At 31.1% G+C, this 3,706-nt stretch carries 4 protein-coding genes; all 4 read left to right on the top strand.

Annotated features, from left to right (window positions below; all coding sequences use genetic code 11):
- A partial coding sequence (locus tag GOQ29_RS05745) for a lantibiotic immunity ABC transporter MutE/EpiE family permease subunit (protein WP_203371691.1) occupies positions 1 to 633 on the top strand: 633 nt, incomplete at its 5' end.
- Positions 630 to 1,376, top strand: a complete 747-nt coding sequence (locus GOQ29_RS05750) for an ABC-2 family transporter permease (RefSeq protein WP_203371692.1) — start codon at positions 630 to 632, stop codon at positions 1,374 to 1,376. The genes GOQ29_RS05745 and GOQ29_RS05750, both read left to right, overlap by 4 nt.
- 9 nt (positions 1,377 to 1,385) lie before the next feature.
- On the top strand, positions 1,386 to 2,057 hold the full coding sequence (locus GOQ29_RS05755) for a response regulator transcription factor (protein WP_203371693.1): 672 nt from the start codon (positions 1,386 to 1,388) through the stop codon (positions 2,055 to 2,057).
- Positions 2,039 to 3,427 (top strand): sensor histidine kinase, encoded by a 1,389-nt coding sequence (locus GOQ29_RS05760; protein WP_203371694.1) that lies wholly within the window; start codon positions 2,039 to 2,041, stop codon positions 3,425 to 3,427. The genes GOQ29_RS05755 and GOQ29_RS05760 overlap by 19 nt, the downstream gene beginning before the upstream one ends.
- Positions 3,428 to 3,706 lie beyond the last annotated feature (279 nt).

Consider the following 3,706-nt stretch of genomic DNA (forward strand, 5'->3'; position numbering starts at 1 on the left):
GGTCCTGTAAGCTACTTTATTGCCGTAGCGTATAATTGGTTTCCTTTATTGATTGGTCCAATTCTTTTAGCGTTAATTACTAGTCATTCTGTTACTAGAGAAAAGAAAGGTAAAATCAGTGATTTGCATCATAGTATGGGCATTAATCCTCAAAAATCTTGGTTATCTAAAATTATCGTAAATAGTTTAGACTTAAGTATTATTTACCTAATTAATTTGATTATTGCTCTGTGTTTAGAAACCTTTCTTTATGGGAATACCGGTCGAATTGGTCAAATTATTTTGACAGGTATTTCATTGATTATTGTCAATATTGCACTGATTCCTTTTTCTATGTTTATCAGTTCAGTTAGTAATCAATTTATCACTATCATGGCAAATTTTTTACTTACATTTATCGCTGTCTATCCTATTGCAGTTAGTGATTATTGGTTCAGTTTTCCATGGGCATATAGCCTACGTATTGTCGCAGCATTGTTGGGAATTCATCCTAATGGTACGTTTTTACCATCGCATAGCCCTTTATTGGATAGTAGTGTTGTTCCTGTCAGTTTGATATTGAGTATAGTAATATTTTTAATCACAACATATCTAACTCAATTTTATTATAATAGGAAGGTGACTAGCCAATGAAAAAAATAGCGAGTCAGTGGCTGAAAACAAAACATACTTTGTTACGACCACTACTAATTATTTTACCTGTATTATTTGCTTTAGGAACCAGTTTTTATTTAGCTGGTTCTGCTAGCTGGCTTAGTAAAGAAGAAATTTTTCAGTCTTTCTTTCTACTATTAAACGGATGTGCTCTTTTTTTTGCAGCAGTTTTCATTTATTTGATTGTTGACATTGATAAGAGAAGTCAACATTTTTTTCAAGAAAAAAGACCTGATGCGAAAAAAAGCTCTATCTTTTTAGCCAAAATAGTTTTTATTTGTTTAGTGATTTTTACTCTTTACTTTTTGGCTATTGTTAGTTTTACCTTGTTACAAAATTTGTTGTTACACCAATGGATGAGCATTACGTCATTAATAAAAATTAGTCTAACAAGTTATCTTTTAGTGTTGCCTATGGTAGCTTTGTACACTTGGCTAAGTTACCACTTTTCTTTAAATATAACCATTATAACTGCAGTCTTTTCTACTTTGACTGGACTACTTATGGGAACTACTGATTTAGGTGGTAATTTGTGGAAATTAATTCCGCCAACTTGGGGACTAAAGATTATTCATTCTTACATTTTAGTTTTCTTAGGAGAAAATATTGGACGGAAACAAACCGTTTTGTTTTTTATTGTTATTTCTCTTCTATTATTTTTGGGAAGCTATTTTTTACAAATCTTTTGGTATAATAAATGGGAGGAAAAGAAGCTATTTTAGGAGGTAATTATGGCAAAAATTTTAGTAATCGATGATGAAATAGATTTGCTGACCTTGGTTAAGAGTGCTTTAGAAAAAAATGGTCATCACGTAACTACCAAAGAATCAGCGTCAGACATTGATATAAATATCATCAATACATTTGATCTAATAATTTTAGATGTGATGATGCCAAGAATTGATGGTTTTACTTTTTTAAAGGAAAATCGAAGGTGGATTGATATCCCTGTATTGTTTTTAACCGCTAAAGTGATGGAGGAAGAAATATTGGAAGGCTTTGCTTTTGGTGGGGATGATTATATTACCAAACCTTTTTCTATTAAAGAATTACGTGCTCGTGTAGAAGCTCATTTAAGAAGGGAAACTAGAGAGAAGACCCAACGTTTGCTTAGTGGTGAGATTGGTGTGGATTTAATTGAGAAAAAATTTTATGTTTTAGATGATCCAATCGAATTAACTCCATCAGAATATAAACTCATGCTTTTATTAATCAAGCACAAACAACAAGTCTTTTCTAAGGAAGATATTTATATAGCACTCTATGGATATGATGGAATTGGCGATAGTGCCACCTCTATTACAGAACGAGTAAAAAAAATTCGGCATAAATTTATTAAATTTGGAGTGAATCCAATTCAAACAGTCTGGGGGATTGGTTATAAATGGCAAAGCAATCAATAAAAAGAATATTAATCAAGTTCATTGTTTTTGAGGTGTTCTTTGTTGCAAGCATTTTTTTAGCTTTTATTGTAGGAACTAATCTAGCTATCTATAAAAACTTAATTTATCCTGCCAGTTATCCTCAAACTGTGGTTCAAGAATTTGGCGAAAAGTTTCAGGAAGGCAAAGCTGACGTAAAAAAACTACCAGATTTTATAGACTATGCTTTATTGGATAAAAATAATGAAATTATAGAAAGTACAATTGATAATGAAGAACAAATTACTGAAATACTTAATTCTAAAGATGGCAAGACAAGTTTGTCAGGATTTGGTAATCAACAAATTCGCTTAGTTAAGGGGAAAAATCATCATCTGATTCTCTCTTATAGAGTATTAGCTCAATTTCGAAATGCTTGGTTACGTGACATTCTACCTACAGCTGAGCTATTAATGATGGTAGTAGCTTGTCTAATATTTGTATCAGGATTTCTACTGATTGTATCTTACTATGCCAAGATGATAAATCGAGAGTTACAATTAATTTTGACTGTAAAAGATGATATTTTAAGAGAAGACTTGTCTGAAACAGAACAAAAACAGAGTAATATCAAAGAAATACAAGAGATTTTAGCATCTGTTTATAAATTGAAAGATGCATTAACTGTTAGTTTACAAGCGGAATGGCGACAAAAGAAGCAAGCAGAAGAAACTTTGAAGGACATTACTCATGATATTAAAACTCCAGTAGCCTTAGTTGTAGGCAATCTAGAATTGTTGGAGGAAACTGAATTAACTGAGGAACAAGCTAACTATCTAGAGTTCTCTCAAAAAGGCATTCAACGAGTAGATCACTACATCAACGATTTGCGAATTATAGCTAATTTAGAAAAACCCAAAACCGAAACACCTGTATCATTAGATAAGCAACTAGTTGAGGAATTTATTAAATTTGTTAAGATACAAATCCGTATAAAAAATATAGAGTGTGTAGTGACACAGAGAGAAACTTGTCCAGACATTTTCATACACAAGCAAGTGTTTTTAAAAGGTTTTCAAAATATTATAGTTAACGCAGTTGAGCAGTCTCCAGTAAACAGCAAAATTACATTATCTTTTGAAAATCATACAGATTATTTTGATTTATCAGTAACTGATACAGGCAAAGGATTTTCAAAAGAGAGTTTAGTACGCGGTAAAGAAAAATTTTACACTGAAGCTACTGCAAGACACAATGCTCATTATGGCATGGGTCTAGCGATTGTGGATAAAATCGTAAAAGATCATAATGGCGAGTTGATATTATCTAATAATATGCAGGGGCAAGAAGTTCTTGGCGCTAAGGTAATTATTCGGTTGTGGAAAGAAAAACATGGACTTAGCAACTTTTAAAGTAAATATAAGAAAGTACAATAAGAAAAATTTAAACATTTAGAGTTTGTAAGTAGAAAGGTAACTAATAATTAAATATCTTTATAAAGCTAAAAAATGCAAAAATGTACACACTTAATTATTTGGTGTATACATTTTTGATTAACTGCAGTATGGTAAAAAAAGTGAATGGATGTAGCAAGAATTGAAGATGGTAAATTCTACGGTGATAAAGATAGTTCAGAAAGATATTTTAAGGAAATAAATTTGAACGAAAAGTTATATATGCAAAAAACATTA

Source organism: Anaeromonas gelatinilytica (genome assembly GCF_016820635.1).
In the GTDB taxonomy this organism is placed as follows: domain Bacteria; phylum Bacillota; class Clostridia; order Tissierellales; family SIT17; genus Anaeromonas; species Anaeromonas gelatinilytica.